Source organism: Metabacillus sp. RB-C-LZQ-3-1 (assembly GCF_058315175.1).
In genome coordinates this window covers 91,984-118,701 of record NZ_JBZFLI010000014.1, presented here as the reverse complement: position 1 = coordinate 118,701, position 26,718 = coordinate 91,984, and the positions used below count along the sequence as shown (strand labels likewise).

Sequence of the window (26,718 nt, the reverse complement as noted above, 5' to 3'; positions counted from 1 at the left end):
GAAGTACCTATACCACAGCCAGCTCCAAGTGATACCACACGAAGTCTTTCGTCCTTTTGTGTAGAAATGGTCTCTGTCTCCATTAACTTAAATTGGAGAGGTCTAACGATAATCTGTGAAAGGTCACCTTTTTTCTGTACAATAATCTCTACCTTATCAGTTAAAGATAAAACAGAAGCATACCTATCTCCACAAGTATCAACAAGAGGTCGTCTTTTATTACTCGTTTTATTTAAACGTCCACTGACATGAATAACATGGCTATCTTTTGATATTTGCTTATTTTGAAGGGTAATTTGTTCATCCTCTATAGATACATAAAGAGGTTCCCCTTCTGTTAATCCTGCTGTCTCCAGAACTAAATGTTGTAACCAAATTCCATCTTTCCCTGCCTTTTGACGTTTTGCATACACCCTTCTTAGTAATTGTTTCATGATTATTTTCCTCCCTTTTTTAGTAACAGAAAAAGCAAGAACCTTTTATTTAGTAAGGCTCTTGCTCTTTTAGTAAGTTCACTCGAATTTATTATTGAGAATCAAAGATTGTTTTTAAGACTTTCTCCAATGATTAACATAGTTAAAAATCATGTTTCTCATATAGGTAATGTCAGCAGGGTTAGGCTCAGCAATATACCATCTCGGATACCCTTCACAAGTACTTTCATGAATACTAAATCCGCCTTTATAATCCATACGTTCATCAATTCGATTATCTTGGCTCATATAAGCATCAAAATCAAAGTACTCACTATCTATTTTTCCATTTTCCTTATGAATGATAGATACTAAGTATCCTTTATAGGTTTTATGAACCCCATTAGAAACTAGCTCAATGGTTGCGTTAGTTTCTTGATTTAGTGATAAAACTCCCTTTCGGTTATACCATTTAATACCATCCGATAAAAAGAAATCGAAATTAAATGCACAGTAGTTTAATGTCATAGTAACTTATCTCCTTAAAATAGATTAATTTTTGCTACTTTTTCTACAAAAACATCTATTTTCTTGTTTATTTTTTCGCGCTCTTCTCCTATTGGATAAGCAATGCTGTCATACGTACCACATACAAGATAATCACTAACACAATCGTTCTTTTTTAGCTTATCTTGTACCCATGCTTCAAATGATCGAGCAATTAACTCTACATTTGAGGACCAGTACTTACCCAACTTGCCACGATCAAGTCCAATTGCTTGTTGAAGGAACTGACTTCTATCAGAAGGATACTGAATTTGTTCCACTCTTTCGCCAGTTTCTTGCTGATGGTACCACGCTAGAGCTTGCGCATATTTCTTTAGATCTCTCATCTTTCTTTTTTCGAGTTTCTCCAATTCTTTATCTCGGTCAATATAGGAAAGCATGGATACATGGTAACGATAAGAATCATCAAGCTTTGCTTTTTGACTCTCCATAATGGCTTGCAAATTACCATTTTCCTTCTTATATAGACTTTTTAATGAATAAGAGATTCTCCATGAAGTCTCTGGCTTATTTTCATTTGGAAAATACGCTAATGAACTGCCTTCTTTAATTTCCTTCATCAAATCTTCCATTGCAACTATAATGTCCGTTGAGATATTAGACCCTATGTTATCTAGGTTCGATAAATAACCTAAACGGCCATTCTTGTTGTCATATGAAAGGTTGAATAAGTAATTATCAAGGGCATGAAACCATTCATGTGCGGTAATTCCAAGTGTTCCTCTCTCTTTAGTAAAGTTAATTACCTTATAAGATGGCTCAAAGTGACCAAGAGCTTTACCTCTGCCACGAGCACCGAACGCTAAACCAAGCGTTCCACTTAGGGACATGGAAAAATCGGATACACCTAGTATGTCAGCTAGATCATGAAAGGCTTCGGAGCAACGAAAAATATGCTCCAATCCCTTTTCATCCTGCACATAATTTCCGAACTCAACGGCTCTGAAATTAAAATCTCGCAGCATATCTTCTGGAATACTAACGGTTGTTACTCGACCACCATTTCTATCCGGCCTTTCAGGTAATTCACGTTCCCATACAGGTTTATTTTTCTTCCCGGTATTAGCACTCTTTTTAGGAGCAAGTAATTCATCCCAGGACTTAATTTTACTCACAGCTTTTAACGTACTGTTTACGCTTTGTTGTTTAGTAAAGAAGTTTTTAAAGGAATCACCTAAAATGCGGAAGTTGTACTTGTTTGCTTCCTCAATATGGCTTAGGCGTTCCTTAGCTTTACGAATATGATGTTCTGTCGCCTGAATTATTAGGGTATCGGATTTATCAGTATTAGCTAGATTTTCTTCTAACTCTTTTAGGCGGTTAGTAGTATATGAACCATTCGTCCCTTCATAAATCATTTGTTTATTCATTACGTCAATAAAATCGCTAAACTGTTCCCACGTAACGAGAGCATTAAATCGGTTTAAAAGTTCTTGTGATGCAAGGAAAAAGCTTTTTCGGCTTTCCTCTGTATCAGATGGTTGGGCATCAATACGTTGAATGAGTAATTGCTTTAGTCTTGCGACTTTACAATCCACTCCATTCTCACGTTCATTTTCAAGGGAAAAACCTGCAAATAATTCATTCTTTGAAATTAATTCAGCAGCTAATACAGCTGATGTTTTTTCTATTTCAGAAAGAACATCAATATTTTTTTCCTCTGAAAACTGCTTTCTTAATAATGCTAGGTCCTTTCTGGCCCCACCGATCTTTTCGCCCACATCATAAGCCACTTTGCGATTTGCTTGAACATCACTACGAATATCATTCATTTTCTCAACTATGTTTGTTTCTTCAAAAACTCCAAATAAACTTAATTGCGCTTCCATTAATAATCTCTCCCTTTGTTTAGTAGATAAATAAAAAAGGGAACGAACAAAAAAATTGTTCATTCCCTCTCATGTTTGGTATTAAGCAAATAACCCTAATTGTCCATTTTCCTCAACCGATTCTGGCATTACTCCACCCTTTGGAATTACCTCACAATCTAGCTCTTTCGCTAATTGGCGAAGTAATTTCATCTTGGTATTCATGGCTTTATTATCAAACTCAGCTTGAATTTTAGGTACTTGTTCCCTGGCATACTGACAACAATTTCGTAATAATTCCTCACAATCTGTATTGTAAAAAAGATAGTAAGGTGGATTTACGAAATGAGTTAAAAACCGAAGGAAATTACGACCACTATATTCAGCTTTAAAACCATGAATATTGTAATGAGCAATGAACCCAGCATCTAAGTGAAAAAATCCATACAATGGGCTTTTCATGCTTTCTAAACTCCGTTCATCAATACATTTTTTAAACAAATGAAATAATTTTTGATGTTCTTTATTCATAAGATCCACTCCCAAAATTTATTAAAAGAAAAAGAGAACAAGGCTTTTCAAAAGCAAACTATGTTCTCTTAAAAACTCAAAAAGAATTACACGAATTTCTTGATAACTCCATTTGGATTTATCACCTTAATGGAAACCTCACGTACAGTACGCACTTTCGTAACGGTAGAAGTTCCTCCATTTTCGTGTTCTTTCTTTTCCTCTGATTTTACTTTTTTAACAATCTCTAAACCTTGAACTGCATGTAGGTTATCCCCTTCACCAATCAGTCCATTACAAGCACCAGAGGCCAATAAGAGAGCCATCTGTCCCTGTGCAATGTTAATGATAGGGTTACCACCTAAAACCAGTGATTTGGGCTTAGAACGTTCCTTAAACGCTGTAAATCCTTTGCTTGTTCTAATCGCATCTACAAAATTAGCTTTACTTTCTAGTTTGGTATAGAAAGTACGGATTTCCGTTGGTCCTGCTGGCACTTTCCACTTATGCTTTCCAACCATAAGATTAATAGGTGTGACTTGTTTCAAAACGAATTCTTCTGATTCCATTTGAGTCAGAAAATCAAAGAGTTTTTTATTATATTCTTTGAACTTTCCTGCCTTTTTTGTGCCAATAAAAACACATTGTTTGAAACCATCGTAATCCTCATTAGAGAAACGAAGTATTCCTACATTCTCATAGTTAGTTGCAAGAAATCTCGCAATCTTACTGTCTGCGAAACGGTATGAAGGAATGACATAAATCATAACCCCTTTTGGTGCTAAATATCTTGTATTTCTCACCAATTCAAGGTATTCCTTACGGTCAGCTTCATCATCTTCCATACCTTTAATGCTAAAATCATAAGGCGGGTTTAACCACAATAGACTAAACACATCATTGCTGATAACCATTGATTCAATAGGAGCATTGATAGAATAGTCAAGCACTTGAGATGCTTTTTCTGCTCGTGATTTGTCTAATTCAACCCCATATGTTTTAACCTTAACTTCTTGCCCTCTAGCAATTTGTGCAAGTACAGCGCCCTCTCCAGCCGTAGGATCAAAGATACTACAATCACCTGTAAATTCTAGTAATTGTTTTACATACTCACCTTGTAATTCCGGCATGGCGAAAAATCCTGCTCTGATTTTGTTTCCAATATTAGACATAATCATTTCCTCCCAAAGTTTAGTTTTATAGATTTTCCTCTTCACATAAATTGTTAACGACAGTTATAAGCATCATGAAAAGGTTCCAATCTTTACTCGGAACCACTCTTTTCGCATACTGCCACAGAACAAGATCATATAATTTGATAGTCAAGACTTTCCTCTCCTTATCGTTTAATAGATTGGGGATTCCCATAAATCTAATACACTGTTATAACGGAAACCTTCATTATTAGCTAACTCATAAACTACAGAAAGGTGTACGTCTTTAGTCCCTTCGTAGAAAAGAGAATAGCCATAGGAATGAAGTTTCCCGATTAATTGTTCTTCAGTGATAAATAAAGATTTACCCAAAGTACCCACTCCTTGTTTAGTTCATGAACTCTTCTGGTAGATTAAGTTCAACTAAAAATCTAGTAGAAGAAAGCGGAAATACAAAATAGTCGATATTTAGCCTATTAAGCTTATATTCAACTAATTCAAGGATATCCTTTGCTTTCACAATGGTTTTTCCATCCTCTTGTATAGCTCTCACTCTTTTAGCAACTTCCTTCACCACTTCTCTTTTAACCATTCAGGTATCCTCCCAAAAATAAAAAAGAGGGAATGACTTATATTTATTCATTCCCTCTCCTAGTTAATTAGTTTTATTAAGCACTACCTTTTCACCTTCAGCATTAAACCCTAGCTCTTGTAAGGAATACCATTCATTGTTGAAATAAAATCCATTCGTATATACGATAGGCTCAAAAAACATTTCAGGGAAATGTTCATGAATATATTCAACAACATTTGAAGGATTCACATTTTCTTTTAAATCAGAAAAAGAGGTAGATTGTTCAACGATCTTTTCTTCAAAATCATCAAAGATATGAAGGCCGAAGTAACGGTCTGCTTTCTCTCCATTATTGTTTAATTTCTGAACCTCCATATATGCAATATGCACATAATTAGCCATGTTAATATCCTCCTTATTGAATAACAGTAATGTCTAATACCTTGCAGATTGCTTCTAAAGAGTTATCTTCGGAAAATCCTAACTCTTCTAGCATTGAAAGTTCTTCATCAGCAAGGTCTTCATAATTATCTGTATGGAGATAGATTTCTAGTTCTTCCTCATCATCATTTTCTTGCAGCATGACAATAAAATTGAACCGACTCTCTAATTCTTCTTCCATCCAAATACGGATACCTTCTGCTGAATCAGACAATAGACAATCACCATTAACATTCATAATTTGATAGTTCATATGAATCCTCCCTATGTTTGTTTAAAAAAACAAAAAAGAGTGCTCCACTCCTATAGGAATGAAACACTCTCTCTTTTTGTTTGAGTTTAATTAACAACTAACTGGTCAGAACGGTAAATCATCATCGCTATAGTCATATGGCATACCACTATTTGCAAATGGATCTTCATAATCATTAAATCCATTCTGATTACCATTATTACGGTTGTTGTTTTGACTCTGATTTCCTCTGTTGTTACCTTGATTTTGATTACCACGATTATTATTACCCTGGCTCTCATTACCTGAACTTTTAGGTTCTAAAAACTGAACCGATTCTGCAACAACTTCAGTAACAAATACTCGTTTCCCGTCCTGCCCATCATAAAACCTTGTTTGAATACGACCATCCACACCTGCCAAACTACCTTTTTTCAAATAGTTAGCCGTGTTCTCAGCTGGCTTTCTCCAAACAACACAATTGATAAAATCAGCGGGTACTTGACCATTTTCATCTGGTTTAACCCATGTACGATTTACAGCCAATGTAAATGTAGCAACAGGTACTCCATTTGGTGTATATCGTAATTCCGGGTCCTTTGTTAATCTTCCAACGATATTTACTCGATTCATCATCCGAACCACTCTCCTAAATGTTTATTAGTTTTTTACATTACTCTCACTTTTTCTTTACAAAGCAACCTATTAGATATTAATCTCCCAAATCGAAGAAGTATTCTAAAAGTACCTTTTTAACTTTAGCAGCTAAAGATGGTCTGTCTGGCATTTTACTCCCGAGATAAAATTGCTTCTCATCCGTAAAGCGCCATACAATACTTTCGCCCATTTCCTTCTGTAAACAATCTACAAAGAGTAACACTTCAAGAAGTGCTTCATCTTTCTTAATTGATTTACATCGGAAATATCGACGAGTTCCATCTCGTAAAACAATTTCTGCCTTTAAACGTTTCTGCAAGAAATTTGTTCGTTTAGAAGTAGCAACTTGAAGTTCTGTTACTACATCTTTTTTTCCTCCTAAAAGCTCTGCTAATTGCATAAAATCACTCTCTTTCCAAAAGTTTTTTTGTTTGAAAACACAAAAAAGCACTCCTGGAATGTCTGCTAAACACAAATAGATAAACTACTTGCGTACAGATCACTCCAAAGAGTGCTATAGTTTGATAAGTAACAGCTAACCTTAAAAATAGGTTGCATAAAAAAGAAAAAAGAAAAAGTAATATACTCATATTTTACTATGGTTCCACTCATATAACAAGATACTTTTTCATAATCCCAATTAGGTTACACCTATCTTAAAATGGAGTAGTATCTTTACTGTCTTCTATTAACTCCATTAAAGCTTCTTTACCTGTAATACTTGGTGCTTTAGTTCCGATCAATTTCTCCATGCGATAAGTATAGAAGCGGTACCCTTGTTTCATAGTACGTCCATCCACTGCAAATTGAAATACACCGGTTATTTTGGTGTACTTGCCAAAATCGTTTTGAACCATATATTTCTCGTGATGGGGAAAAATTAATCGAATGCTAACGTGAATAACATTATTTGTTTCCTCAATAACCTCCCCTTTTTCTATCAAACCGATTCGTTTTAAAGTACGTAAAAGCTCTTGTCCATTCATCTGAAAACCCCTTAAACTTTTTCCTTATAAACAATAACTATGTGAATTTATTGAGATTTACAACCTAGTCTTTAGATTTTTTCGATTATCTATATAACAATCCATACACCACTGACCATTTTTTAAATCATTGGGCCTTTTGGAGAAGGTGTGTCCATTGGAACATTCAAATTCGATTTTCCCTTTACTACCTTTGTATTCAGTAGCACTACATCTTCCTCCCCTTTGTTGGGCAAGTTCATTTAACTCTTTAAGAGCTGACATATAATTTTTATAAAGGTCTGGAGAAGATATCGTAGAGAGGTCTTGAATTATTTTAATCCCTTGTTGTTCTAAAACATTTTTAAGAAACGTAATAATATCATCATCTGTTTTTATGGTATAAGGGATCTTAATTAAATAAATACCATTTTCAAGACATAATCGTTCCTTCTGTTCATCATCTTTTATCCTTTGATTCAACTCTTTTTCTGTTTTAATAAAAAATCCATTTGTTTCATAATGCTGTATCCCATTGTATTCAAAAGCTAATTTTAATTCCTGGTTATATCCATCTAATTCAAATCCATCAATAACTTTCTTAGAGCTTTTAAACGGTTTTCCAGTTAAATATTCAAGGACATAGCGACACTTTTCTTCCCCTAAATTGAAGGTTTTACTGCATTTCATACACCAATGGCCATTTTTTACTTTATTTGCATTCATCTCAAATATATGACCGTCTACACATTTCCAAGTTAAATCCGTATGGGCATCTATATAAGAATCCGATAGCAATTTCCCCGCTTTTAATCTAGCTAGTTCTTGTAATTCCTCAATTGTTAGCTTCCGTCCCTCTGTTCTTCGAATAATATTACATTTCGAGCAAAAGCTACCTCCTCTCTCAATAGAGTTTTTCACCATTATATAGGAGCCCTTAAAAAAATGACCTTTGCTGCATTTCCATTTAAGATGTGTTTTGTTATCAATGTATTCTTCAGATAAGCATTTCCCACCATGTTCTTTCGCTAAAATGTGCATATCTTGAATGGATTTCTTTTTATTGCCACTGCAATCTGGACACCATTGCCCAAAATTGAGTTTAGCAGGAGTTTTATTAAAAGTATGCCCTTCAACACATTTAAACAAAAGCTTTGTTTTACTATCTATGTAAACGGAGGAAAGGCATTCGCCACCTCTAGACTTTGCTACTCGCTGAATGTCTTGAATCGTTAATTTCCTCGTCATATAATCACCTTTAAATAACTTTCTATAATTAAAATACCATAAAATTAGATATATTTTTTTAAAAAGAGATGCTTTGCTTTTATATAAGATTTGAAGAAGTTGCATTAGCACAAGAGCAAATTAAAATAAGTAATAGAGGTTCATAGACATAAAAAAAGAATAGTTCACCTTTTTTAGATGAACTATTCTAGTTTTTATAAATTGATATATATTCCTTCCATTACGGAATCGCCTAGTACTTCACTATTAAAGACAATTTGATACGCATATTCGATTTCATGTGACCTCTTGACTAGATCGTTTACCATGAACTTAATTAAGGCATCTTGTTCCGCAAATTTTTTCATCTTCTCTAAATTGAATTCCATAGCTATCATTCCCTTTCACCCATAATTCTAGGGGGTTTGTTTTTTAGTTATTGAGCTACCACGACATACCTCGTAACCATTAAATCGCTAAACTGAATTGCCCATTATCCTGTTCTACAAGCGGAATTTCCACTTTAGGAATCATAGACAATGCTTTCTTTTTATCCTCTTTTAATTTATTTAATACTCCTTCACCAATCGCACTAAGCATTAAATGATTAATAGCTGCCTTATGCGTTTTCTCGGTAAAAGAGCCATATACCCAACCTAACCATTCAAAAACGTCTTCATGAGCCTGTAATGAGGTTGTAATACCCTCAGAACATACAACAAAAGAGACTTGGTTCCACACCAACGTTTTCTCTTTAATATCAAACGTGTTAGGGAAAAAGAAATAACTTTTACCTGTAACTTGTTGACGTTCTTTAAGAAACTCATAAAGCTCCCCTTCCTCCATTTTTAAATCTATGTTTACATAGAATACTGGATTAGGGTTTTGTGTTAGTTTTTTATTAACCTTCTTATCTGGAAGGAATATTAACTCACCATCATAGGAAAACTCAGTAGGTACTAACTCGTTACGAGCCACTACGATCCCATCTGTCTCTTTCCAACAATTTAAAATTGCTTCAATTTCGTACTCATGAATTAGTTGATAACCCGTTTGCTCTTGAATGAATAAAAGGTATTCTAATAGAATCCTTCTGCCCTGTACGGTCATTCCCCCAGGAGCGTATTCATCATAGGTTGCTCTTTTAAACGTGTTGTAGTAATCCAAATAAGGATTTTCATCTAATTCAAACAATCCAATTTGATTCATACCTTCTCGGTTTTGTGAGAGTTCTTTTAGCTTTTTAGTAAATTGTTGGCGAGGTAGGACTTCACGATAACGAATGTCATTTCTCATCCGTAACATGAGAGTTTTCCAATCCAATAGATACTGGTATTTTGTTTTTCCTTCTTGAATATGGCGAACAAGCATTGGATCTTTTCCACTGACAAGACCACAACTCCAGCACCCGGCACGATTACCCGCAGCACTACAAGCTTTGCCTTGTTCATTACTTGTTTTAATTCCACATTCCATAATGGATTCACCATACTGAACGGTTAAATCACTAATTTTCACCCCAAAAGGTAAGGTTTCATACTCCATGAGCTTAAACCAGAGTTCATCAGCTGTAACAAATTTTAGAGGCCCGTAACAAAGAATTTCATCAAAGTCAGAATGACGACTAAAATAAGATTCTTCACTCAATTCCCACTTAGAAATCGATGCTTTTCTTCGGGCGCTTTCCTCATTTCTTATACCCAAAGCTAGAATAAGTTGATGTTTCTGATTTTCACCAAATTGAATCGGAGATTGTGCTAGTAGTTCTTTTAATTTCGATTGTGTAGGGGCTATTTTTAGAGTGTGAGTACACCATCTGTGTTTCGTATTTGGAGTTGAAATTAACGTTCCTCTCGCTAACACTTTCCACCAAAAAGATTGTTTCAGACTAGGCTTTACAAGATTCGTTTCAATAGGTATTTGCTGTTCTTCAGCACTCCTTTGAATACTCTTGATAGCCTTATGAACATAATCTGTCATATCTGGTGTTTCGACCCCGGTATCTGACGAAATTAAATGTACGGTTTTTCTCCTTTGGTCTACTGGTAAAGACGATAGCATTTCCCATAACAAAAGCAATAAAAGAGTTGAATCTTTACCTCCTGAATAAGCTATTGCTAATGGAACATCATCTCTTAAATAAACCTCTTTCATATGTTCTTTTATCTCTTGAAAAATATCGTTCATGTTTGTTGGTCCACTACTAAACAGAGCAAGGGTGGTATATCCCCTCGCTAAAACCTGTTTAGCAAGAGGACTACCCTCCTTTAACTATTTATTTGGTGAACTACATACTTGGATGTGCAATAAAATTTACGATTTAAAATAAATATCATCAGTATTAATTTCTACACCATAAGCAGTATTACATTTTTCGCAAATAGTATATTTCCCTGTTATATCTTGATAAATATTATTATCACTTACCTCTTGCACATGACCACAATTAGAACATTTTTTATTTTCCATTATTTTCTCCTCCTAAATAGTTTCCTAATAATAGGTATCCTTAGTAGTTTTAATTCTTGGGTAAACTCTTTGAAATGGTAAAAATTAAACCCCCATTAGTTTGATTACATGTAATAAAACAAAAAAGAAGGACACACAAATAAAAATTAGTGTAATCCTCTCTTTTTTATTAACCGAAAATGCGTAAAGATAGTTCCATTCGTCTTTGACTCTGCATTGACATAACTTCACGTTCAACATCAAGAGGCATTACGATAAAGTCTAAACGAATATCTTTAATGGTTTTAAATGCGTCGATATCAGCCTTTGCTAATAACCGATTATCCATATACCATTGGACTTTACTGCTATCCGGCAAGCAATGTTCGATTAAGAAATCCTCACCAAAATCCTCTAGCAACTTGAAAATTCTATATTCAGCTTGGTTAGCCACTAGGGATACAGAACCGAAAGAATGATTTAACTTCTTTCTTTCCTGTAATTCTGAACACTGTAGCATTTCCATTTTCGCTTTTTCATATAAATCTTCATATTGTTTAAAGGTTGGATTCAGATTATTAAACTCTTTAGCCAAGTGATTCAGTTTTAGTCCTTCATAATCAGGATCTGGAGCATTGGTCTGCTCTTTTCCTGCTTTATTAAGAGAAGGTTTCACATAAAAAGTCGGCTTTCTTTTATAACCCTCTAATTCCTCTAAAATCTCAGGATTTTCTTTCAGAGATTTCACATCTATTTTCACTGCACGACACGCAAGTTCCGGCTGCAGATAATTAAATAAATGCTCGACAATACCTTTATAATCTACATCGTAGATTTTTTTCGGTACATACTTTGCCACCACGTTAAACTTTTCAAATTCATGACGTTTTACTTCACTGTCATGTAATTGTTGGTGCATAGCAGACTTAACAGCCTTTAATTTCTTTTCAGTCTGTTTCATATTGCCGTAAATCCCTTCCACAAATAGAGATTCCATGATATTAGCAGCATTTGGTGTATGAATTTCAGTCATTTTAATTTTCCTCCCAATAACGCTCCCCACCTAGAATAAGGGGAGCAAAAGTTAGTTTTTTACTCCCCTTCTAGGAAGAGGTTGTTATGGAGTTATCGACTCAGTAAAGATGATTGCTTTAAAAGCTTTAGATATTCATCTTTAATTTTTGTTCGTTCTTCATGCGTTAATTTGTGAGAATTACAAAGTTGCTCCCAAAGTTGACGCCTTTTGGCTTGAAGAAGTTCATACTCACTCATGGCAACTTCCCTCCAATGTATTAGATTGGTAAATGGAACGAAACCGAATTTGGTTGAAAGGAAGGCAAGTTTGTCTAGCAAGCTCACCAACTTTTCGAAACGCTTCATCAATGTTCTGAATATCACAATAACGAGATTTTCCTAATAGAGAACCTTCATCTTTTTTTAGAAACTGAACATGGTATGAATCACCATAATCTACGACCTCTAAGAGTACATTCTCTATATTGGTACAATCCCCATCAACGGATACCTGTTTAGGTAATAATTTGATTTTCATTATTTTACACTCTCCTAAATTAAGCTGAAACTGAAAGTTCGTTAACAAACGCATTAAGAATAGTTAGTTCTCTTCCTGATCGTAAAGCTACTTCTACTCTAATTTCTTTTCCCTCAGATTCACCGATTGGTAGAGAATATAAATAGCCTAAATTCGTATCAAGCTTAATGAACTCACCGTTTTTCTTAAGCATATAGAACAACTTTTCTTTCATATATTGTGGTTTGAATAAATCCTCAATTTTATTTTTTAACATGATACTCTCTCCTTTGTTTGGTTAATTCGTATGTTTGTCGACTCTTGATAATAAGTTTTGACAAACTCCATTACATGAGCTTCATCTACAGCGTTAACAGTGATTCTTTTTGCTTTTTTATCTAAGACAAAATCTACCTGGTATAGAAACTTTGGAGGGCATTGAATCCCATCGAAATGTTCATGTTCAGGCAAAACAGAAATCACTCTTTCGGTTCTAATAATTTGTGGAGGAATAAATTCATTTTCCGCGTTCACGATAATCCAAGCTGGATATCCTAAAAGCAGTTGAAAAATAAATATCGTTCCTTCCGCAACCACTTCTCCACCATTCTTGACCACGTAATTCGGGCCAATCGTAAATTGACTTTGTTTAGTATAGAAATTGAATACATTCATATTGCAACCCCTTGAACTGAAAAAAGATCGTAGTCCACAGGCATAATGTCATGCTTTAGACAATCGATCTCTTTTAATAACTCTATCAATTTGAATGGTTTAGTCCCTTTTTTGCGAATCTGTAAGTTTACAGTAGAATCAGGGAGACATACAACTCCTACATCACCTTTACGAAACACTCCCCGAACATCTGAAGTACGGAAAGAAGGGCGTTTTAGGAAGTCCTTAATCCACGATTCTTGAGTTTTAGATTGATGATATATTGTGTATTCAACCCCATTAATCTGAGGTGAAAAACAACCCATTGACATTTCAAATAAATACATTGCACCATCAATGGAACCATCAAAATAAACTCTGTAACCGTATGACGCTTGATGATCACCGTAATTCTTAAATGGCTCGATTACAAATTGAGCGCCATCCATTTGCCATACAAACTTACCTTTCACATTTTTGAAATGTACTGCTGCTAAAGCGGGTCCAAGTTTAGAAGGATGAGCTGGAGCAAAGCATGTTAGCTTAAACATTCCCTTCATCTCCTTCCTCTTTCAAAAGACAATCATCTGAACAGAAAGACTTTCCTTTTATTCGGATAAATGTCTTTTCACAAGTACCACTGCATACATTACAAATCAGTAAACTCTCACCTTTCATAAAATACTTCCTCTCTCTAAAAGTTTTTTTATTTCAAACACTCTCTTTTTCCAAGACAAAACAAAAAAGCCCCTGGACATTAGGTTTAATAAAGACACAATGAAGTGTCGAACCTAAGCCCAGAGGCTTCTAAATGTTTGGTAGTAAACAGCTGACCTTAACGGAAATATGGTCGCATAAAAAAGAAAAAAGAAAAAGTTTGAATATCCTTATTATATCGTATCTTCCTAGTTCATTCAATAAGAGAAGAAAACAAAAAGGGTAAGTAAGATATAAAAATCTTACTTACCCCCTTAATGAGTTAAAAGATATTCTTTTACTTCGTCACGAGTTAATATGAAACTGTTTTCAATATATTTTACTTTTAAAAGACTATCTCTCTGAGTTTTAGGTACTTTAGATAAAGGATATTCTTTAGAAGTTGCGTATAGTACATCTACTGTTTCACTAAAAGCGTCTTCCCATACCGTTTTAAGCTCTTTAGTTAAAGAAATATGTTCTGCAACAGTATCTTCATTAATTAAAATCAAACTTTCTCTAACAACAAATTCTCTTGCACTTAATAATAAATTATCTATACCTTCCCTGTTTCGGATTAATGGCATGTTGAAAACCTTCCTTCACTTCTCTTGAATTTATTATATGTGAAATTTAAGAGAAAACTTTTAGATTCACTACTTTTAAACAAAATAAGAATTTTTTATATAAGAATCTATAAGCTCATATAAATATAATTCGATAGTCCTCTTATAAAATTGGGGGTTGATTTATGATAAATAACAAACAGGTTTATAAAATTGATGTAATGTTCTGATATTTTGTAGAAACAAAATAAAAAGCCATAACTTACATAATGGCCGGTTGCGCTACTTGTTCATGAATGTTCAAAGCGCCCAAATAAGAACATTCTTTCAATACTTCCAATTATTTTTATTATTAAGATGATGATGGAAATTAGTCAAAATCCAAGAGGTCAGACATTTTAACTTCTAAAGCAATCGCAATTTCATAGATATTTTCAAGCGAAATGTTTCGTAATCCTCTCTCTACATCACTCACGTATGTTTGATGAAGATTAGTTAAGTGCCCAAGTTCTTCCTGCGAGATACCTTTTTTTCTCCTATAATGTCTAACTTTTTGACCAAATTTCTTCTTCACATCAATTCGCATTAATTTCAGCCCTTCTAATTATACAGTTTAAAAGGTTTTCGCTAAAAACTCTATAGATTATAAGTCATAATACTGTGTATTATTATTCCATATGAACTTTTCCGAAATGGTAATAAGTCTCTGGTTTTATTGTTAGTGATTTGTAATAATTATGTATTATATAAAAAGTATAATACATAATTACCCAAGATAGAAACAAAAAAATTCCATATTATTCCGACTTTATTCGAGGTAATGGAACAATTATTTTTTGTAGAATCTATATTTTTATACTGGAAAAAATAAAAAAAGACCACTCTATCATAGTAAGAGTGATCAAATAATTCTAAAGTCTAAAATTTCTTATGAACCCTAAATACATCAAATACACTTCCAATAATCTCTACTTGTACGGTATCCCTTTTCACAATTCCATTACTATATTTGACTTCAAATGAGAATATTGCTGTTCCATTAGCTAATTGCGTTCCACCCTCAACCCATGTTGAATCAAATAATTCTCCATTTCTAAATGTAGGTGTATTGTAAGGTAAACTAACGGTAGAAGTATAAAGATTTCCGTTTACTTGATAACCATCAAATTTAACATTTAGGTAAGTGATAGGGTATGCTGTTACATCAGCTTCTAAAATAAATTTCTCACCCGAATAGAATTGATTAGGTGTATTCCCTTTTATAGTGTGCTTTTGTACCCACTCAGGTGTGTGCTTAACATATCCTTTTAGAGTTAAATCATTTACATAAATCGTAGATGTTGCGGTATCGCTTGCTCCGAATGTATCAGTTACTGTCTGCTTAAAGGTGTAATACCCTGGTATATCCGGGATATAAGAAAAATTAGGAGTATTAAACGTAACTTTAACATTGTTCGGTTTCGTAATTTCATAATAATGAGTAATAGCATCTCCATCTGGATCATAAGCAAGAGTGGTTATCTGCATAGTGTCACCAATATAGTAAGTTGACTTATCAAATTTAAATTGCGCGACAGGTGGTAAATTAACCACTACAACATCGCGAATTAATGAATCACTAGCACCATTTGAATCAGTTGCGATCAGTCTTACTTCATAAGTGGTAACTTCACTAAATTTAAAACAAGGATTTGTAGTTGTACTCATGTTAATCCACGTCGTAGTACCCTTTTTACGGTAATCCCAATCATAAGTTAACGCATTTCCATTAGGATCAGTTGACTTATTTGTAAAGCATACATTTTTAGTACGGTCAGTTGGATTAGGACTTTCTGTAAAATCAGCATTCGGTGGATTATTAAAATTATACGTACCTTTATAAGTTGTCACAATATTACCAACATTATCTTCTGCTTGAACATGTAGATACCATTGCCCGTAACTACTATTCGAAACAACGTAATTTGAACTGGTACTCCAAGCAGACCATGTTGTCGGTGTAACTGTTGATGTTGACCAAGCATAACGTGAACGCTTATATCCTGAATGTGGATCACTATACTTTAATCGAACATCAATGGCTGCTGTAGACCAACCTCTACTAAAAAAATCACTAGTATCACTATAATTTCTAAATTGAATAGCAGGAGCAGCTCCATCAGTCCATAAATCCATTCCAGTATCAATATAACCCCTTGTATTATCTACATTATCTGTGTAGTAATATTGAACGTTATATCCATCTCCATGCGTTTTTGGAACGATACCCCATTTTACTCGTCCATATGTTGTATCTTCTTCTCGTAAGGCTGAGTTTATTTGAACATTTGGACTTTTTGCGAATTGATTATTGTCGTTACTAGCAAACGAATATACATGTTGCGACCTTACATCTACTCCTGAGCCATATAAGGATAGATATTGAAACTTATTCCCCGAATGTGGGTCATATTGTCTAAAAGTAACATATACCTGGTCATTAGGTCTTACCCAATAATCATCCCCATTTTGATAGCGATAGCCACTAATGATATGAGAAACGTGTGTTGGTGCTACTCCATCGACTCGTAATCTCATTCCTGTATTGTTGTAGCCAATGGTATTATTTTGAGTGTCTCGATAATAATACTGAACATTATATGTGTGTCCGTGAGTATACGGGATTACTTGCCAAGCTACCCTACCATAGTTCGTATTTTCTTCTCTTGATGCTGCATTAATCAATACATTAGGGTCTTTATCCCAATGATTAATTTGGTTCCACGCTTGAGTAAAATCATGCAGGGCCCTTGAATCTACCGAAGTTCCATAAGGTGTTCCATCTAATCTTAGATATTGGTATAAGTTAGCGGTAGCGTCATGTTGTCTTAAACGAACCCATACATCATCGTTCGGTTGAACCCAATAATCATTACCATTCTGATAACGAGCACCGGATAAGGAATGTGAAATATGAGATGGTGGATCGGTATCGGGTGGTGGAGTATAGTTAATTTGAGCTTGAGAGCCACCAAAATCCCAATATGCCGTACTTGCCCAGCGGGTTGCATAACCATCTTCTGGACTCTTCACAGAATACCAAACAGAAGTTCCCGACTCATCATGACCATTTCTCGTATAGACTTTGTAAGTTGTAAAATATCCTAAATCCCATCCTGAAACTCCCGATTGTCTAGACTGAGTTCGACGAATAACATTAGTACCAACCATTTCTAAATTACTAGCATTGATACCACTAGTAAGGTCAATGTCTCCACCGTTGTAAGAACGATTACTAAAAGTAAAAGGTAACTTTAGTTCAGTATAAACAATTTGTGAATCTACACGCTTTACAATATACAATTTCCATTGAGCTTGTTCGTATTGATTAGGAAACAATTCTTGTAGAGGTAAGTAAGCGTTAAACCCTACGTTGTCATAACGCATGTTACAGTCCTCGTTGTTTCTATTGGTAGCTGTAGAAGAACACTCGTTATAAAAACTACCTGGACCTGAGTTATTGTACTCCAATTCTTCTGATGCTGATAGATTGATAGGTGTAGTCCCATAAACATAGGTTGTTCCTACCCCACTATCACCTCCAACCTTTCTAGCAACAATATACGTTTCATGATTGGTGGAAGTATGCCTCTTGTGACCGAAGAGTATCGCCCAACCTTGAAAGTTTATATAAGGCTGGTTCCCCTTTCCAAAGTCTCTCCAAGTAATACTGTATCCACCACTGGTATACTTATTTGCGTACACATCATAAACGAGTTTCCTTCCAGATTCCATAGCATATCGTTTACCACCGTATAGATTAGCCCAACCTGATTTTACGCTAGACTCCACATCATATGGAGAGCTTGCTCCTAGAGAAGTTGAGGCCTTAAATATAAAAACTCCTACAATAAGTAACGATAGTATTAAAAGCATCTTACGATTAAACTTCACAATTAAATCACCCCATTTTTTAACCTTATAAATCATATAAAGACCTTTATGGTTTTTATATACAAATTTAATATTGATAGAATTCTATTAATATTAAATTTCTAAATAAAAACAAGGAAGGGAAAACCCCTTCCCTATTAAAACAAGTTTGTAAAGAATGAACCAATAGATTTAAAAAAGCTTGAAATTGATTCAGACATTTTTGTAAAAACGCCTTTATCCTCTTGCTTTTCTTCTATTTCTTGTTTTTCTTGTTGTTCTTTTTGTTTCTTTTCCTCTGCCAATCTCTCTTTTACTAACTTAGCTTGTTCGAGTTCTTGGATCTTTGTTGTTACACTACCTTTTAACAACTCTAACTCTTTTAAATTAGCAAACGATTCATGAGAAGCCAGTTTTTCAAATTCTCTAAGCTTTTCAATATCCTCTGGCAATTCAATTTTTTGTTGTTCAAATTGAGCTTTTACTAAACCTGTGAATTCCTCAACCTTTACTAATTTCAATTCTTTTTTCTTTGTTAGTTCTTCAAATGCCTTGTTAACATTCTCCAATGCTTTTTCAAGTGGAGCCTTTTCTTTGACTACCTCTTCCTCCTTAACAGGTGTCGGTTGACTAGCTGTTGCTTCCTGATTTGGTGGGGTAGTAGTTGGCTTTGATTTTGGTTTTTGTGTTTCAACTTTTGGCTCAACCTTTTGCTCGACTTTTGGCTCAACTTTTGGAGTTGGCTTTGGCGTTGGTGTTGGAGTTGGAGTTGGCTTTGGTGCCGGAGTCGGAGTCGGTGTAGGTTTCGGCTCTGGCTTCGGCTCTGGCTTCGGTGCTGGAGCTGGAGCTGGCTTCGGCGCTTCTTTTTTAACTGTATAAACAGTTAGAATAGCTGAAGTATATTGACCTGTTGGAATTCCAATTTCAAACTGTTGCCCACTATACGTAACGGTATAAGTAGCAGCTCCTGCAATCCCAAAACGGTCAATATTTGCTACATAGTACCCTTCTACTAGATTAGTACACTCTCCACTAGGACGAGCAGGATTTTGTGGTGTGTTCACATTAGATACGATCGTCATTTCACAAGTTGTTTGATATTGATTAGCCAATGCAGGGCTCACCGTACCAAAACCAATCAATAAAGCTAAAGATGTAACTAACAATCCTTTTAATAATTTTTTCATAATATTTTCCCCTCTCTGATATACAGTTTTTTACAAACAAAAAAGCGATCTTTGGTATAGGAAATAAAGGTAAAAAATACCTCGTTCAATTCCCTACAGTCCAAAGACCGCTTTAAGTTTGTTAGTTTGACAGCTAACCCATAAGGGTTGCATAAAAAAGATAGAATAAGTATATGTATCTATTATAAAAGGAATAGACATAAATTTCTAGTCTTTTTAACTCACAAATAGAGAATTGTTCCTATAACAATTATACAATGGATATTACACTTTTTGCAATTAGTTTATTCAAAGTATTCATAGACAACCGCTTTCCGTATAACGATTCCCTCCCCTGCGAAATAACGAGGACTTTTCGTTGATATAACTGCAACGATACTCGGTCCATTTAGCATATCAACAATATCGTAATTAGGATTGTTATATACTTTAGGGAATGTACTATTACTATCGTCAATATATTCAATATGTTCAAGTATGATATCCTCCTGGTAAAAGGAACCCGTAATAGGGGAATATAGATACCCCACACTCGATTGTAAATACAAGTTCGTTTCTAAACTTGCCTTGAAATTTTGGAATGCTTGCACTTGATCAAACACAATTCTCCCTTGAGATAATTGTGACTCATCAAGGGCAAGCGCAGCATCATGTACCGCTAATTCAAGTGCATTTTTTATTTGTCTGGATGATGTTCTATCCGCATCAAGGTTAAATTGCATAGCCATAATGCCAGCAAATATTAAAATGAGAAACATTGTTTTTAAAGTTTGTGCCATAATAAACGCCCCTGTTTAATTTAAATATTCGCTTAAGACTTTTGTTTCTTTCTTAAATGTAGTTGGCCCTTGATTAAATATACTAAGAATAAAAATTGGGGCTCTTGGTACTTCAATACTCGCTTCGATGTAATTGTTCCGAGTCGTTAAAGTTTGTGTAGCGGTAATTTGAATCTTTGTTTCATCGAAATTATAGTTATCTACTAATTCTTGTTTCATTTCACTTATAATTGCTGCGGTAAATCTACCTTCAATAGATGCCTTTTTTGCACCTTCTTGTAAGACCGTTTCTACTGCTTCACGGTGAAGAGAATCAATATAGGCTAAGATTGGGGCAAACATGACATTTGCTGCAATAATTAAAGTCATCCATTTTGCTAAAGCTGTTGCCATCTTATGTACCTCCTTTAAGATGATGTATAGGGGATTTCTCCCCTATACTTTAAACTAAACTAGTGAACTAAAAGTTTATTGTGGTAAATCCGCTCTTTCTGCTTCAACTTCACTTTCATAGTGAGTACCTTCATCTGTTATCATTTTGAAAGCTACTCCAAAGACTAATGCTCCAATAATTACTGCTGTCACCGCTAGAGATAAAAATTTTGCTAAAGTTGTATTCATGATTAAATTCCTCCTAATTAGTTCCTATCTAATTGATAGATTGATTGATTGTTTTGATGTTCATTGTTTTTATTAGATAAAGATTGATATACAATCCCAATCATCAAACTTCCTAAAATAATAGCTGTTATGGCGATTGCCATAAAGGTTGCTAAAGTTTTACTCATAAATGTAAACACCCCATTAGTTATTTTGTATGTAGGTACTCACATCATCAGCAAGGTTTCCCATTAAAGCATAGAGTGAACCAAATACTACTACCCCTATTACCACTGCGGTAATAGCGATCTTCATAAAAGTACTTAAAGTTGTGTTTATAAAAATCACCCCCTTTAAGGAAAATTTTGATTATCTATTGTGCTCCATGATATAACTAACCATTGTGACAATCACAAGCAGGAAGTTTAAAATAATGATGAAGTGTGTTGTCTTAATTGGTATGGACAATAAATCAGTTGTAATTTTCCTTCTTCTTCGATAGTTTTCTATGTTGGAACGAACAAACATATTATTCATTCCTCTTAATGATTCAAGAGCGGTTTTTCGATCAACCTCATCTAGTGTTTTAATAACACTCACTAAGGTCTTCGCCTCTTTTGTACCAATATCAGACGCAAATTTGTCTAATGCGATATTTGGCCCCTCATCATTACTCCAACTAGTGAGTAACTTTGTAAGAGAACCTGAAATTACATCAAAATAAGGTTTGATATTTCTTATTAGGTTATAGGTATTGATTCGATTTACACTCATCATATCAATTTCATTAATCAGCAGATCATATAACATAAATACTTCAGCGTTCTTTTGTGCTTGTTGATAGTCAATTACCCGTTTCATAATATAGATGAATAAGGAGTAAGGAAAACTAGGTAAAAACAAGACAAACCCAACGATAATCCCAATTAAAGGCCATAGTTCCAAAGTTCCAGTTAAAAATGGAAAGACCACATAATAGAAAACTAAGAATAAAAATAATGAAAAATAAATCAAATGGTACCGAAACGCATTTAATCCTAATGGGTAGTCAGCTTTTTGTAACCAATCTTCTGCATTAGAACGACTAGCTGATTCGACTAATTTTTGTCGGTTCTTTTGAATAGAGTGCTTAATCCGCAATCTCGTTTGAACTCGCTCTGTTTGAGAAGTAAGTCCTGCATAAACAAAAAGCCCGGAGGAAATGGCTAATATAAAACTGAACGTATACACTATATGAGGCATAACCTTATATAAAAACACTGTTTCCTGCACTTATATCCCTCCTAAATATCATTTTTAGGTCGTTTTAACATCATAGCGATGATGATGGAAAAAACTACCCCAACCGTAGATAACGTGAATGTTGTTAAAGTCCATTGATTCCCAAATTGAAGGTTAAACCAGTCTTGCGCCCCCGAAACAAAATAACCTAAGAACAATGACATAATATAAATGGGAATTGTCAGGTAGCCATTTAATACGTTATCCATTGTGTGTGATTTTTCTTGTTCGAGCATTTCAGCAGTTTCTTCAATTTGTCGTGTTAAGACTAACAAGGTCTTTAATACATTCTCATTATTTAAATAAGATTTAATAATGATATTCCCTAAACGTTTTGACCAGGAAGTTCCTGCTGTAAAGACAAACACATTTACGGATAAACGTAATTCATCTTCATTTCTTGATACTTGTAAATCTGAAACCAATCGAACGAAGATCTTACGCAAGGTTCGATTTTCGATAGATTTCTGCGTTTCAACTAACGCATGGTACATATCATAGCTGGCAGCATTATAATTCTGTGTTAAGGCTTGAAGGATTGATATAAATTCCTCCCCCATCAAAAAACGCAATTTCCTTAACTTAATTTGAAGAAGGAGATATGGAATCGAACCAACAAGCAGTCCGATTACAAGACCGAAAAGTACATCATGAAATTTGAAAACGGTAATAAATCCTGAGAATAAAAACAACAGAACGGTTATAGCCACAAACCAAGCTACGTTATTATCTGATTTCTCACTACTAGTTGTTTTGATTAATAAATACAAATGACGTAAAGCGGGATTACGATATTGTATTTTCTTGGCTACCGTACCTTCGGAACGAATTTTTCGTAACCGATAACGATATTGCCATTGATTTAATTTTTCACTTAGCGGAGTTTGAACAATAACTTTAGAAGTAATTAACCCCACGATAATGAGCAATAGATACAAGAGATAATAAACACCATTTCCCCAAAACCAATGTAGTAGACTAGACATACAATTCTTCTCCTAAGAGTTGCTCTAGCAAGCTATCTGCAATTTTTTCATAATCAGACATTGGAGATTGTTGCTCTCTAAGTTTCAATAAACGAATTAATCTTTTGGTTTCTTCTAAGTTTTCCTCAGCCATTAAAAGCAATAGTTTTTTGGAGATTGTAGAAGAATAGTAATATTGATTAGTTAAACTGCTATAACGAATAATGTCATGCGTATAATGGATACGTTTTTCATCATCCCAAATAATCTCAGTAACACCAACCACTCGTTTCTTTCTTCTATCTCTGTCTGTACTCATTGTTACAATGAAATCAATATTTCTTGCAACACGTTCTAACTCATTATCAAACTGGCGATTAGGAAACTCATCTAGAATATGTCTTGTTATCTGTGGAACGACACTTCTTACATCTGTAAGGTGATACGTCGAGTAAGCTCCACGCTCCCCTCTCTCGGTTGACATAAGGTAGGCTTCCGTTTCAAGTGAACGCATTTCACCGACTGTTATCGTGTCATGTTCCATCCTTAATAATCTTGGTATTGCTTTATGCAAATCTCCTTCTTTCGCTTGAACCTCAAATACTAATCGGTCAGGCATTTGTTCAGAAAGAGCTAACTCAAAGTGTTTTTCCAAAACTGCCATAACATAGCTTGGATCTCTTTCTCTTAACATAGATTTCATAAAAGTGGACTTTGCTGAACGGACACGCCCTGCAAAGACAATATTTGCCATTGTTCGTGATAAAGCTTTAAAAATATCTATATCTTCTTCTCGAATCGTACCTAAGCGGGCTTGTTCATATAAGCTAATGTCTTTAACGATAAAGCGACGAAACATAATGTAGTTATCTCGCCCACGAGGTTTTTGAATCATGGTAATACGTGAACCATCTTCTTTCTCGATCTCAAGCTCTGGATTTTGTTCATTAATTACCGCGTCTTTAGTTCTCATGGTAAAGGCACGTTTTAAGCGTTCTACCTCATCAATGCTTTCAAACTGTTCTGGCTGCCTTACAAACTTACCGTTTATATCAATCCACAATTCTGTCCCCCTAACAACTGCGGCCTCAGAATTCGGATAGTTCTCCCATTTATAAAGGATGCTGACACCCCATACCTGGTGAAATATCGCTTCTGCAAGAGATTCATAGAAAGAAGGAAAATCGGTTGATGTGATATTTTGCTTTCTTAATATCTCAGTAATTTTGGAGATGAAATAGCTCATTGCTTTTTCATCCCCAATAACCGCAGCGTGTTGCAATTCTAAGAATTCATTCTCACGATCATTTTTTTCAGATTGGTCATTCTGCCCTTTTTTCGCAACTTCAGATAAATCAATCATTCGGTTAAATTCCTCACGAATGAGTTTACATATATCCTTAAATGACTTTTTGCGTGCATAGGTTGTAACATCTACTTGCTCTAAGCCTTTTTCCTCTATAGTCCTGCTTAACCACCTGGAAGGATCATAAGGCTCATTTAATCCTAAATCATTTGCTATATTTTCAATTTCTTCTATCGCAGTATCGAGAGTTTTTACCACACCTTCTCACCCTCTTTTTGCTTTTTCTTCCCAAAGAATCCACCAAACAATCCTTTATTTGTATCATGTAAGTCATCAACCAGTGGTTTCTCGTGCAAATGAGCTTCCGAAATAATTAAATTTGATATAGTATCTATGGATTTTCGGAAATGGTCATCAGCTACATCATATAGAAGTTTTTTCTGACGAATCGCTACGGAACCTAACACATCTTGGTGAGGAATTGTAGCGATTTTTTGCATTTCTAACTCTTCTTCAAGGTCTTTTTCCGAAATCAAAGACATATTCGGTTGAAACTTGTTAATGATTAGCATGAAATCATCTTTACTACCACCACTAGGTTCAATCAATTGCTGAAACACATGAGGGAAATATCCTCGATACCCTTTATCATCTTGATTGGTAACAATGAACCGAAGGTTACTAGACACATAGGCTTGGGAAGCACACGCTGTATCAAAATGAACCCCACCATCTATTAAAATAATGTCGAACATTTCTTTTGCTACTTGAATGAGATGTTCAATTTCTGTGTTTTTATAAAATCGTTGTAGTTTAATGTCTCGGTTTCCTGCTAAATGATAAAAGTTTTTAAATTGATAAACAGATTCAGCTAATTTAGCAGTTGTTAAACTCTTTGTTTTTAAATCAACTTTTAAATCATTTAGATACTGTCCTTCATATGGTAAGAAATAATCGGAAGGGTCCCAGGCATTTAAACTTACTACAAGGACTTTCTCTTCAACACGTTCTGACAATGACCTACCCACATTTAAAGCCATAGTAGAAACACCTGTCGATGAATGAGTACCAAAAAAGCTTACGATACGTTTACTAGCAATTTCATCTTTATTTAAAATCACTTTTAAAACCGTATTTACTACTTGATCTACGGTGAAATACTCATTAATTGGAGTAACTCTATAAGCTGCACAAACTCTTTCAATGTTTTTGGTAACAATATTACTTTTTACATCATCAAACTTATAAAATACTGGAATATTGGGATATTTATCTCGTACACTAGGTAATTCCGTATGAGAAAACACTTTTCCATCTAGTAAAAGAGCATGTAAGGGCACATTGGCATCTTTCTCTTCTTTATCTTTTTTAATACTATCGAATATGAGGGCTAGTTTAATTTCTTCATCTTGTTGGAATAATTCTTTATACCGGCTATCACGACTTATAACAGCTATATTCATGCGTCTTTAAGACCTCCTTTGACTAATTGTATGTAATATACAATTTGTTTCCATTTTGCATAACTTCTTTCATCAAGTTATGAAACTCTTCTTCGTTTAAAATAACTTCAATATCTGTAATATTTCCAGTAGCATTCAAACGCTCGCTTTCTTTCTTAACCTTCTCTTCTTCTTTTGCATTTGTGACCTCGCGATTACTCGAATCCTTCGCATATACGACTTTCACATTCTTCAGGATAGGTTCCGATAACATTCCTTGAATTTTTTGAGCTTGGTCACTAGAAACCACTGTACTAGGTACGGAAATGTCTTTTTGCGTTCCCATATACTTTTCAATTACATCCTTATTAATTAGATAAATGTCAATGGAGTCTTTTCTTCTGAGAGAACCCGGCTTTGCAAAAATCATGTCTGAAATGATAGGTCGGATTGCTTCTCCTTTCGATTCATCTGGAACGATTTGGTCATAATCGATCATTTTTTTGGATACCATCGAATTACTAATCATATCTTGTGCGGCTTCATATCCTAAAACTTCATCTATATCTTTCGCAAGAACCACATCTCCAATTAAGTCCTGTTTGGATCTTCCCTCGATTAATATGTTTTCTTCTGTAAGAATCTCACTCTTTTTAATATTTGTTCCTGCTTTTACTACAACTACCTCTACACTGTCGATCTTGTCCTTAATAAAAACGTCATAGACCACGATAAAGACCATCACAGAAACAGCGGTTAAGATTCCTAAAGCAATCTTTGTACCTGGTTTCATTTATATAACC

General features: G+C 34.6%; 35 protein-coding genes, 1 pseudogene and 1 riboswitch. All 36 genes and pseudogenes read right to left on the bottom strand.

Annotated features, from left to right (window positions below):
- Positions 1 to 434, bottom strand: a pseudogene (locus tag AC4GZ8_RS19650) (DNA cytosine methyltransferase); the annotation flags it as partial.
- A gap of 114 nt (positions 435 to 548) precedes the next feature.
- Positions 549 to 941: a hypothetical protein gene (locus tag AC4GZ8_RS19645; protein ID WP_491083599.1), complete on the bottom strand. Its 393-nt coding sequence runs from the start codon at positions 939 to 941 to the stop codon at positions 549 to 551.
- Positions 942 to 955: 14 nt separating this feature from the next.
- Positions 956 to 2,809: an LPD1 domain-containing protein gene (locus AC4GZ8_RS19640; RefSeq protein ID WP_491083598.1), complete on the bottom strand. Its 1,854-nt coding sequence runs from the start codon at positions 2,807 to 2,809 to the stop codon at positions 956 to 958.
- A gap of 81 nt (positions 2,810 to 2,890) precedes the next feature.
- Entirely contained in the window at positions 2,891 to 3,319 is a 429-nt protein-coding gene (locus AC4GZ8_RS19635; RefSeq protein WP_491083597.1) for a hypothetical protein, read from the bottom strand.
- An 86-nt stretch (positions 3,320 to 3,405) separates the two neighbouring features.
- The gene (locus tag AC4GZ8_RS19630; protein WP_491083596.1) at positions 3,406 to 4,470 is read right to left on the bottom strand and encodes a DUF6094 domain-containing protein; all 1,065 of its coding nucleotides are present in this window, start codon (positions 4,468 to 4,470) and stop codon (positions 3,406 to 3,408) included.
- Positions 4,471 to 4,495: 25 nt separating this feature from the next.
- Positions 4,496 to 4,624: a hypothetical protein gene (locus AC4GZ8_RS19625; protein ID WP_491083595.1), complete on the bottom strand. Its 129-nt coding sequence runs from the start codon at positions 4,622 to 4,624 to the stop codon at positions 4,496 to 4,498.
- Between the two features lie 20 nt (positions 4,625 to 4,644).
- Positions 4,645 to 4,824, bottom strand: coding sequence for a hypothetical protein (locus tag AC4GZ8_RS19620; protein WP_491083594.1), 180 nt, complete (start codon positions 4,822 to 4,824; stop codon positions 4,645 to 4,647).
- Between the two features lie 16 nt (positions 4,825 to 4,840).
- Positions 4,841 to 5,044 carry a hypothetical protein gene (locus AC4GZ8_RS19615; protein WP_491083593.1) on the bottom strand — a complete coding sequence of 68 codons (204 nt, stop codon included), beginning with the start codon at positions 5,042 to 5,044 and terminating at the stop codon, positions 4,841 to 4,843.
- A gap of 63 nt (positions 5,045 to 5,107) precedes the next feature.
- Entirely contained in the window at positions 5,108 to 5,428 is a 321-nt protein-coding gene (locus tag AC4GZ8_RS19610) for a hypothetical protein (RefSeq protein ID WP_491083592.1), read from the bottom strand.
- Between the two features lie 13 nt (positions 5,429 to 5,441).
- Positions 5,442 to 5,720: a hypothetical protein gene (locus AC4GZ8_RS19605; protein WP_491083591.1), complete on the bottom strand. Its 279-nt coding sequence runs from the start codon at positions 5,718 to 5,720 to the stop codon at positions 5,442 to 5,444.
- 105 nt (positions 5,721 to 5,825) lie between these two features.
- Positions 5,826 to 6,335, bottom strand: coding sequence for a single-stranded DNA-binding protein (ssb, locus tag AC4GZ8_RS19600; RefSeq protein WP_491083590.1), 510 nt, complete (start codon positions 6,333 to 6,335; stop codon positions 5,826 to 5,828).
- Positions 6,336 to 6,411: 76 nt separating this feature from the next.
- Positions 6,412 to 6,756, bottom strand: coding sequence for a DUF6018 family natural product bioysynthesis protein (locus AC4GZ8_RS19595; protein ID WP_491083589.1), 345 nt, complete (start codon positions 6,754 to 6,756; stop codon positions 6,412 to 6,414).
- A 256-nt stretch (positions 6,757 to 7,012) separates the two neighbouring features.
- Positions 7,013 to 7,342, bottom strand: a complete 330-nt coding sequence (locus AC4GZ8_RS19590; RefSeq protein WP_491083588.1) for a hypothetical protein — start codon at positions 7,340 to 7,342, stop codon at positions 7,013 to 7,015.
- Between the two features lie 57 nt (positions 7,343 to 7,399).
- Positions 7,400 to 8,569 carry a PDDEXK family nuclease gene (locus AC4GZ8_RS19585; protein WP_491083587.1) on the bottom strand — a complete coding sequence of 390 codons (1,170 nt, stop codon included), beginning with the start codon at positions 8,567 to 8,569 and terminating at the stop codon, positions 7,400 to 7,402.
- Between the two features lie 194 nt (positions 8,570 to 8,763).
- Positions 8,764 to 8,937, bottom strand: coding sequence for a hypothetical protein (locus AC4GZ8_RS19580; protein ID WP_491083586.1), 174 nt, complete (start codon positions 8,935 to 8,937; stop codon positions 8,764 to 8,766).
- 79 nt (positions 8,938 to 9,016) lie between these two features.
- Positions 9,017 to 10,735 carry a phosphoadenosine phosphosulfate reductase domain-containing protein gene (locus AC4GZ8_RS19575; protein WP_491083585.1) on the bottom strand — a complete coding sequence of 573 codons (1,719 nt, stop codon included), beginning with the start codon at positions 10,733 to 10,735 and terminating at the stop codon, positions 9,017 to 9,019.
- A gap of 126 nt (positions 10,736 to 10,861) precedes the next feature.
- A complete protein-coding gene (locus AC4GZ8_RS19570; RefSeq protein WP_491083584.1) occupies positions 10,862 to 11,017 on the bottom strand; it encodes a hypothetical protein in 156 nt (51 codons plus the stop codon).
- 169 nt (positions 11,018 to 11,186) lie between these two features.
- The gene (locus AC4GZ8_RS19565) at positions 11,187 to 12,029 is read right to left on the bottom strand and encodes a hypothetical protein (RefSeq protein ID WP_491083583.1); all 843 of its coding nucleotides are present in this window, start codon (positions 12,027 to 12,029) and stop codon (positions 11,187 to 11,189) included.
- A gap of 92 nt (positions 12,030 to 12,121) precedes the next feature.
- Positions 12,122 to 12,268, bottom strand: a complete 147-nt coding sequence (locus AC4GZ8_RS19560; RefSeq protein WP_491083582.1) for a hypothetical protein — start codon at positions 12,266 to 12,268, stop codon at positions 12,122 to 12,124.
- On the bottom strand, positions 12,261 to 12,548 hold the full coding sequence (locus AC4GZ8_RS19555) for a hypothetical protein (RefSeq protein WP_491083581.1): 288 nt from the start codon (positions 12,546 to 12,548) through the stop codon (positions 12,261 to 12,263). Before AC4GZ8_RS19555 ends, AC4GZ8_RS19560 begins: the two co-directional genes overlap by 8 nt.
- Positions 12,549 to 12,567: 19 nt before the next feature.
- The gene (locus tag AC4GZ8_RS19550) at positions 12,568 to 12,804 is read right to left on the bottom strand and encodes a hypothetical protein (RefSeq protein WP_491083580.1); all 237 of its coding nucleotides are present in this window, start codon (positions 12,802 to 12,804) and stop codon (positions 12,568 to 12,570) included.
- Positions 12,798 to 13,202: a hypothetical protein gene (locus AC4GZ8_RS19545; RefSeq protein ID WP_491083579.1), complete on the bottom strand. Its 405-nt coding sequence runs from the start codon at positions 13,200 to 13,202 to the stop codon at positions 12,798 to 12,800. Before AC4GZ8_RS19545 ends, AC4GZ8_RS19550 begins: the two co-directional genes overlap by 7 nt.
- On the bottom strand, positions 13,199 to 13,732 hold the full coding sequence (locus tag AC4GZ8_RS19540; protein WP_491083578.1) for a hypothetical protein: 534 nt from the start codon (positions 13,730 to 13,732) through the stop codon (positions 13,199 to 13,201). Before AC4GZ8_RS19540 ends, AC4GZ8_RS19545 begins: the two co-directional genes overlap by 4 nt.
- A gap of 420 nt (positions 13,733 to 14,152) precedes the next feature.
- Positions 14,153 to 14,464, bottom strand: a complete 312-nt coding sequence (locus tag AC4GZ8_RS19535; protein ID WP_491083577.1) for a hypothetical protein — start codon at positions 14,462 to 14,464, stop codon at positions 14,153 to 14,155.
- A gap of 242 nt (positions 14,465 to 14,706) precedes the next feature.
- Positions 14,707 to 14,790, bottom strand: a riboswitch (cyclic di-GMP riboswitch).
- A gap of 23 nt (positions 14,791 to 14,813) precedes the next feature.
- Positions 14,814 to 15,029 (bottom strand): helix-turn-helix domain-containing protein, encoded by a 216-nt coding sequence (locus AC4GZ8_RS19530; protein WP_491083576.1) that lies wholly within the window; start codon positions 15,027 to 15,029, stop codon positions 14,814 to 14,816.
- 332 nt (positions 15,030 to 15,361) lie between these two features.
- A complete protein-coding gene (locus AC4GZ8_RS19525; RefSeq protein WP_491083575.1) occupies positions 15,362 to 18,376 on the bottom strand; it encodes a PKD domain-containing protein in 3,015 nt (1,004 codons plus the stop codon).
- Positions 18,377 to 18,513: 137 nt separating this feature from the next.
- Positions 18,514 to 19,542, bottom strand: coding sequence for a hypothetical protein (locus tag AC4GZ8_RS19520; protein WP_491083574.1), 1,029 nt, complete (start codon positions 19,540 to 19,542; stop codon positions 18,514 to 18,516).
- Positions 19,543 to 19,826: 284 nt separating this feature from the next.
- Entirely contained in the window at positions 19,827 to 20,321 is a 495-nt protein-coding gene (locus AC4GZ8_RS19515) for a peptidase M23 (protein WP_491083573.1), read from the bottom strand.
- A 15-nt stretch (positions 20,322 to 20,336) separates the two neighbouring features.
- Positions 20,337 to 20,714, bottom strand: a complete 378-nt coding sequence (locus AC4GZ8_RS19510) for a hypothetical protein (RefSeq protein WP_491083572.1) — start codon at positions 20,712 to 20,714, stop codon at positions 20,337 to 20,339.
- A 75-nt stretch (positions 20,715 to 20,789) separates the two neighbouring features.
- On the bottom strand, positions 20,790 to 20,942 hold the full coding sequence (locus tag AC4GZ8_RS19505) for a hypothetical protein (RefSeq protein ID WP_491083571.1): 153 nt from the start codon (positions 20,940 to 20,942) through the stop codon (positions 20,790 to 20,792).
- Between the two features lie 17 nt (positions 20,943 to 20,959).
- Positions 20,960 to 21,109: a hypothetical protein gene (locus tag AC4GZ8_RS19500; RefSeq protein ID WP_491083570.1), complete on the bottom strand. Its 150-nt coding sequence runs from the start codon at positions 21,107 to 21,109 to the stop codon at positions 20,960 to 20,962.
- A gap of 181 nt (positions 21,110 to 21,290) precedes the next feature.
- Positions 21,291 to 22,193 carry a hypothetical protein gene (locus AC4GZ8_RS19495; protein ID WP_491083569.1) on the bottom strand — a complete coding sequence of 301 codons (903 nt, stop codon included), beginning with the start codon at positions 22,191 to 22,193 and terminating at the stop codon, positions 21,291 to 21,293.
- Positions 22,194 to 22,204: 11 nt separating this feature from the next.
- On the bottom strand, positions 22,205 to 23,188 hold the full coding sequence (locus AC4GZ8_RS19490) for a hypothetical protein (protein WP_491083568.1): 984 nt from the start codon (positions 23,186 to 23,188) through the stop codon (positions 22,205 to 22,207).
- Positions 23,181 to 24,731 (bottom strand): ATPase, T2SS/T4P/T4SS family, encoded by a 1,551-nt coding sequence (locus tag AC4GZ8_RS19485; protein ID WP_491083567.1) that lies wholly within the window; start codon positions 24,729 to 24,731, stop codon positions 23,181 to 23,183. The genes AC4GZ8_RS19490 and AC4GZ8_RS19485 overlap by 8 nt, the downstream gene beginning before the upstream one ends.
- Complete coding sequence (locus AC4GZ8_RS19480; protein ID WP_491083566.1) at positions 24,725 to 25,936, bottom strand: P-loop NTPase family protein; 1,212 nt, start codon at positions 25,934 to 25,936, stop codon at positions 24,725 to 24,727. Before AC4GZ8_RS19480 ends, AC4GZ8_RS19485 begins: the two co-directional genes overlap by 7 nt.
- 22 nt (positions 25,937 to 25,958) lie before the next feature.
- Positions 25,959 to 26,708 carry a hypothetical protein gene (locus tag AC4GZ8_RS19475; protein ID WP_491083565.1) on the bottom strand — a complete coding sequence of 250 codons (750 nt, stop codon included), beginning with the start codon at positions 26,706 to 26,708 and terminating at the stop codon, positions 25,959 to 25,961.
- Between the last annotated feature and the right edge of the window lie 10 nt (positions 26,709 to 26,718).

Excerpts from the sequence above, each read along its gene's own strand:
- AC4GZ8_RS19590 (WP_491083588.1), bottom strand. The coding sequence starts at position 7,342 with ATGAATGGACAAGAGCTTTTACGTACTTTAAAACGAATCGGTTTGATA.
- AC4GZ8_RS19615 (WP_491083593.1), bottom strand. The coding sequence starts at position 5,044 with ATGGTTAAAAGAGAAGTGGTGAAGGAAGTTGCTAAAAGAGTGAGAGCT.
- AC4GZ8_RS19575 (WP_491083585.1), bottom strand. The coding sequence starts at position 10,735 with ATGAACGATATTTTTCAAGAGATAAAAGAACATATGAAAGAGGTTTAT.
- AC4GZ8_RS19585 (WP_491083587.1), bottom strand. The coding sequence starts at position 8,569 with ATGACGAGGAAATTAACGATTCAAGACATTCAGCGAGTAGCAAAGTCT.
- AC4GZ8_RS19580 (WP_491083586.1), bottom strand. The coding sequence starts at position 8,937 with ATGGAATTCAATTTAGAGAAGATGAAAAAATTTGCGGAACAAGATGCC.
- AC4GZ8_RS19530 (WP_491083576.1), bottom strand. The coding sequence starts at position 15,029 with ATGCGAATTGATGTGAAGAAGAAATTTGGTCAAAAAGTTAGACATTAT.
- AC4GZ8_RS19520 (WP_491083574.1), bottom strand. The coding sequence starts at position 19,542 with ATGAAAAAATTATTAAAAGGATTGTTAGTTACATCTTTAGCTTTATTG.
- AC4GZ8_RS19475 (WP_491083565.1), bottom strand. The coding sequence starts at position 26,708 with ATGAAACCAGGTACAAAGATTGCTTTAGGAATCTTAACCGCTGTTTCT.
- AC4GZ8_RS19610 (WP_491083592.1), bottom strand. The coding sequence starts at position 5,428 with ATGGCTAATTATGTGCATATTGCATATATGGAGGTTCAGAAATTAAAC.
- AC4GZ8_RS19480 (WP_491083566.1), bottom strand. The coding sequence starts at position 25,936 with ATGAATATAGCTGTTATAAGTCGTGATAGCCGGTATAAAGAATTATTC.
- AC4GZ8_RS19490 (WP_491083568.1), bottom strand. The coding sequence starts at position 23,188 with ATGTCTAGTCTACTACATTGGTTTTGGGGAAATGGTGTTTATTATCTC.
- AC4GZ8_RS19510 (WP_491083572.1), bottom strand. The coding sequence starts at position 20,714 with ATGGCAACAGCTTTAGCAAAATGGATGACTTTAATTATTGCAGCAAAT.
- AC4GZ8_RS19515 (WP_491083573.1), bottom strand. The coding sequence starts at position 20,321 with ATGGCACAAACTTTAAAAACAATGTTTCTCATTTTAATATTTGCTGGC.
- ssb (WP_491083590.1), bottom strand. The coding sequence starts at position 6,335 with ATGATGAATCGAGTAAATATCGTTGGAAGATTAACAAAGGACCCGGAA.
- AC4GZ8_RS19550 (WP_491083580.1), bottom strand. The coding sequence starts at position 12,804 with ATGTTAAAAAATAAAATTGAGGATTTATTCAAACCACAATATATGAAA.
- AC4GZ8_RS19540 (WP_491083578.1), bottom strand. The coding sequence starts at position 13,732 with ATGTTTAAGCTAACATGCTTTGCTCCAGCTCATCCTTCTAAACTTGGA.
- AC4GZ8_RS19505 (WP_491083571.1), bottom strand. The coding sequence starts at position 20,942 with ATGAATACAACTTTAGCAAAATTTTTATCTCTAGCGGTGACAGCAGTA.
- AC4GZ8_RS19500 (WP_491083570.1), bottom strand. The coding sequence starts at position 21,109 with ATGAGTAAAACTTTAGCAACCTTTATGGCAATCGCCATAACAGCTATT.
- AC4GZ8_RS19560 (WP_491083582.1), bottom strand. The coding sequence starts at position 12,268 with ATGAGTGAGTATGAACTTCTTCAAGCCAAAAGGCGTCAACTTTGGGAG.
- AC4GZ8_RS19535 (WP_491083577.1), bottom strand. The coding sequence starts at position 14,464 with ATGCCATTAATCCGAAACAGGGAAGGTATAGATAATTTATTATTAAGT.
- AC4GZ8_RS19635 (WP_491083597.1), bottom strand. The coding sequence starts at position 3,319 with ATGAATAAAGAACATCAAAAATTATTTCATTTGTTTAAAAAATGTATT.
- AC4GZ8_RS19640 (WP_491083598.1), bottom strand. The coding sequence starts at position 2,809 with ATGGAAGCGCAATTAAGTTTATTTGGAGTTTTTGAAGAAACAAACATA.
- AC4GZ8_RS19630 (WP_491083596.1), bottom strand. The coding sequence starts at position 4,470 with ATGTCTAATATTGGAAACAAAATCAGAGCAGGATTTTTCGCCATGCCG.
- AC4GZ8_RS19570 (WP_491083584.1), bottom strand. The coding sequence starts at position 11,017 with ATGGAAAATAAAAAATGTTCTAATTGTGGTCATGTGCAAGAGGTAAGT.
- AC4GZ8_RS19645 (WP_491083599.1), bottom strand. The coding sequence starts at position 941 with ATGACATTAAACTACTGTGCATTTAATTTCGATTTCTTTTTATCGGAT.
- AC4GZ8_RS19555 (WP_491083581.1), bottom strand. The coding sequence starts at position 12,548 with ATGAAAATCAAATTATTACCTAAACAGGTATCCGTTGATGGGGATTGT.
- AC4GZ8_RS19595 (WP_491083589.1), bottom strand. The coding sequence starts at position 6,756 with ATGCAATTAGCAGAGCTTTTAGGAGGAAAAAAAGATGTAGTAACAGAA.
- AC4GZ8_RS19565 (WP_491083583.1), bottom strand. The coding sequence starts at position 12,029 with ATGACTGAAATTCATACACCAAATGCTGCTAATATCATGGAATCTCTA.
- AC4GZ8_RS19545 (WP_491083579.1), bottom strand. The coding sequence starts at position 13,202 with ATGAATGTATTCAATTTCTATACTAAACAAAGTCAATTTACGATTGGC.
- AC4GZ8_RS19605 (WP_491083591.1), bottom strand. The coding sequence starts at position 5,720 with ATGAACTATCAAATTATGAATGTTAATGGTGATTGTCTATTGTCTGAT.